Raw genomic sequence first — 2,912 nt, 5'->3', positions numbered from 1 at the left:
TTGTGGAAAATAAAAAGAATATATTCATCCTCATCATATTCTAAAATTTCTTTAGCTATTTTTTCATTTAATAAAGCTTCATCATTATTATCTAAAACTAAAAAAGCTTCACATAAAAACAAAGTTCTTAAATAAGCAAATTCTGAGTTGATACTAATATTATCAATATCTTGTAAATTTAAAGTCTTTAATGAGTATTTTTTAGTAGCGATAATGTTTAAACTTTGATTTGGATTTAAAAAAGTATTTCTTTCTTGTTTTAATTGAAAGCTTAGATTTTCATTTAAGGATTTAAATAAAGAATTAAAAATCTCATTTTTGATTTTACTATCTTCTTTGTAAAGTTTTAAAGCAAGTTGATATTTTTGTTCTTCTTGATCAATGATTTGATCTTGTTCTTGCAAATCTTGTATGTTTTTTAAATACTCTTCATCCATAAAATTATAGGAATTAGAAGCTATGCTTGTTTTAGTTATAAGTTCTTTTTTCTTTGCTAGGGCAAATTCGTATTCTTTAGAATAGCTAGGGTAGGGGTGTGGGGTGAAGAGGGATTTTCCAAGGATTATTTGCATTTCATTAAAGATTACATCTATGTTTTTACACCCTCCAGTTGGCCATTCTGAACCTTATGGACATTTCATAGAGGGTGTGAAAATTGCTCAATAGCTTTATTGGTACGATAAAAAATGTTATTCTTATTAAAAAATAATTCTTTTGCTAAATCCTCAATTTCATCAGCAAAGAAATAAGACACTATGCCTCCAGTAGTAAAATAACAATACCTAAAGGAGTTTTGCCTTTGGGTACAGATTTCATTACAATAAGTGCTATATCTTTGGAAATTTCTAAACCTTTTTTAAAAGCAAAATCTTCTAAAGTTTCTTTTCCTAGTTTTAATAAGACTTGAATCATATCGCCATTGTTAATATATTCTAGTGTGTATTCAACAAATTTTAATCTATTGTCTATCTTATCTGTAATAACTTGAACTTTTTGGATGTAAGGTCGTATAGTTTGTTTAATGGAGGAGTTGGGGAGAATGTCAAAAGTATAGTAAGGAATATTTATGAATAACAAATTTAATTTTGCTAAATTTGTATTAGATTGTTTCATTTGTTGCGGATTGACTATAATATCCTATTTTATATTTTTTTTACCTATTATTTATCTTATTAGATTTATTTATTCAATAAGAATAAATATGGATATTTTAAATGGATTTGGTAACTATGCCTTACATTTTACATTGTGTCATATTGCATTTTTTACTATTTGGTTTTATTAGAAAAGAGAAACATTATAAAATATAAAATTCATAAATTAAGTTTTTGGATAGTATTTGCATTTGCAAATAGTTTTTGGTGGTATTTAGCTTATTGGTTAGCAAATAGAGGATTTTATAAATGAAGTACTACGCAACGATTTATATCCACCCCATGGATTGGAACATTCCCCATGTCTTTTTGGGACTTACCAAAGGCAAAAGTCCTGATGAATTAGATAAAGTAGATGAAACATTAAGACAAGAATATCTTAAAAATAAAGAATTTAAATTAATTAAAAGTATTAAGTAGATTGGTTATAATAAAACAATTTATCCATATTAGGAGTAAATTTGCAAATTCCTATTTATTCTAAACTCAAAGAAAAACTAGAAAGCAAAGGAATAGACAATATATCAAGTGGGCAAATTGCTTGGTGTTTAGGGAGTGGCTATATTGCTTTAATATGTGCTGTATTTGTTGTTATATATAAACTCAAGAATTTGGAATTTGAGCTTTATATTGTTTTTTTCTTTCCTATCTTGCTATTTTATATTGCTATATTTTGGTTTATTTTTTTAAGTTTTTATAAAAACTTCTTTTTTATTCATCTTTTTTGCTATTGTTTTATGTATATCTTTAATATAATTTTTAATGATTTTTATTTAAATCTTGCAATAATAAATATTTTATTAATGATAATATGGTTTTTTTTTGTTAAATTGCATTTAAAATTTAAATTTTTATTTTTAATGATGTATTTTTGTTTTGAAATTGCAATATTTATAGGAATAATACCTTATGGACTTTTAGAAGGAACTATTTCGAAATGAAAGAAATAATAAAATATTATGTAGCAATTTATGTAGATGAGTTATTAGAAGATGAAATGTTAAAGCATGTTGATTTTTCTTTGCTATTTGAAGCAAAATTTTCTCAAATTTCTAAGCAAATCGACTTCACCCACGCTTTCTTAGGACTTACCAAAGGCAAAAGTCCTGATGAGCTTGATAAAGCAGATGAAACATTAAGACAAGAATATCTTAAAAACAAAGAATGGGACAAGATAGATCAAAAATGGTATGAAGCTAAAGAACCTAATGAATTCAATGATGGTTTTTGGGGTTTTGGAACTGGAATTGCTAATGTTGCAGAATCTCTTATAGGATCTCCTGGCAAAGTATTTAACAATAACCAATATGTATTAGATAGCAATATTGATAAAAATTGTTATATTATTAAAAAACTAAGAAGCCCTCAAGCTTTCAAACCCTCTAATCGTTGCACTTTAGAACTTTCTAAAGAACAATATGAAATCCTACTTGCAAATATTAAAAATGATTTTAATACTACAAAAGAAATTACACCTAATAGCAAAGAACCAATCAATGAAGAATTTTTACCTATAAGCTTCTTGAAAACAACTGCGTTACTTGGGTTATTCAAAAACTTTCTGATATAGGAATAGAGCTTATTGATGATGAATATAAAGTGCCTGGAAATTTGATAGATATCTTTGGCTTGATCAAATCTCTTCACTCTATCTTTTTGAAATTTCAAAACATTGATGATAATTTACAAAGTGTAAAAGGCGCAAAAAAAAGAAAAATACATTTTAATTCTTGATAAAAATGATTTTAATAAATACAG

At 25.7% G+C, this 2,912-nt stretch carries 4 protein-coding genes; 2 read left to right on the top strand and 2 right to left on the bottom strand.

Going from position 1 to position 2,912, the window contains the following annotated elements; translation table 11 throughout:
• Together BGS40_RS07555 and BGS40_RS07550 are read right to left on the bottom strand one after the other, a co-directional pair.
• Positions 1-572: hypothetical protein (locus tag BGS40_RS07555; protein WP_374220165.1), on the bottom strand; the 572-nt coding region annotated here is incomplete at its 3' end.
• Between the two features lie 181 nt (positions 573-753).
• A complete protein-coding gene (locus tag BGS40_RS07550) occupies positions 754-1,113 on the bottom strand; it encodes a hypothetical protein (protein ID WP_096738493.1) in 360 nt (119 codons plus the stop codon).
• 290 nt (positions 1,114-1,403) lie between these two features.
• On the opposite strand from BGS40_RS07550, the gene BGS40_RS09525 reads away from it, so the two are divergent.
• Both BGS40_RS09525 and BGS40_RS09520 read left to right on the top strand, forming a co-directional pair.
• A complete protein-coding gene (locus BGS40_RS09525; protein ID WP_162842475.1) occupies positions 1,404-1,574 on the top strand; it encodes a hypothetical protein in 171 nt (56 codons plus the stop codon).
• 517 nt (positions 1,575-2,091) lie between these two features.
• Positions 2,092-2,724 (top strand): hypothetical protein, encoded by a 633-nt coding sequence (locus BGS40_RS09520; RefSeq protein ID WP_180753112.1) that lies wholly within the window; start codon positions 2,092-2,094, stop codon positions 2,722-2,724.
• Positions 2,725-2,912: the final 188 nt, after the last annotated feature.

It is taken from the genome of Campylobacter sp. 107 (genome assembly GCF_002383835.1).
Taxonomy (GTDB): domain Bacteria; phylum Campylobacterota; class Campylobacteria; order Campylobacterales; family Campylobacteraceae; genus Campylobacter_D; species Campylobacter_D jejuni.
This window is presented reverse-complemented; position numbering and strand designations above follow the sequence as displayed.

Coding starts and splice junctions, on each gene's coding strand:
- BGS40_RS07550 (WP_096738493.1), bottom strand. CDS start 1,113: ATGAAACAATCTAATACAAATTTAGCAAAATTAAATTTGTTATTCATA.
- BGS40_RS09520 (WP_180753112.1), top strand. CDS start 2,092: ATGAAAGAAATAATAAAATATTATGTAGCAATTTATGTAGATGAGTTA.
- BGS40_RS09525 (WP_162842475.1), top strand. CDS start 1,404: ATGAAGTACTACGCAACGATTTATATCCACCCCATGGATTGGAACATT.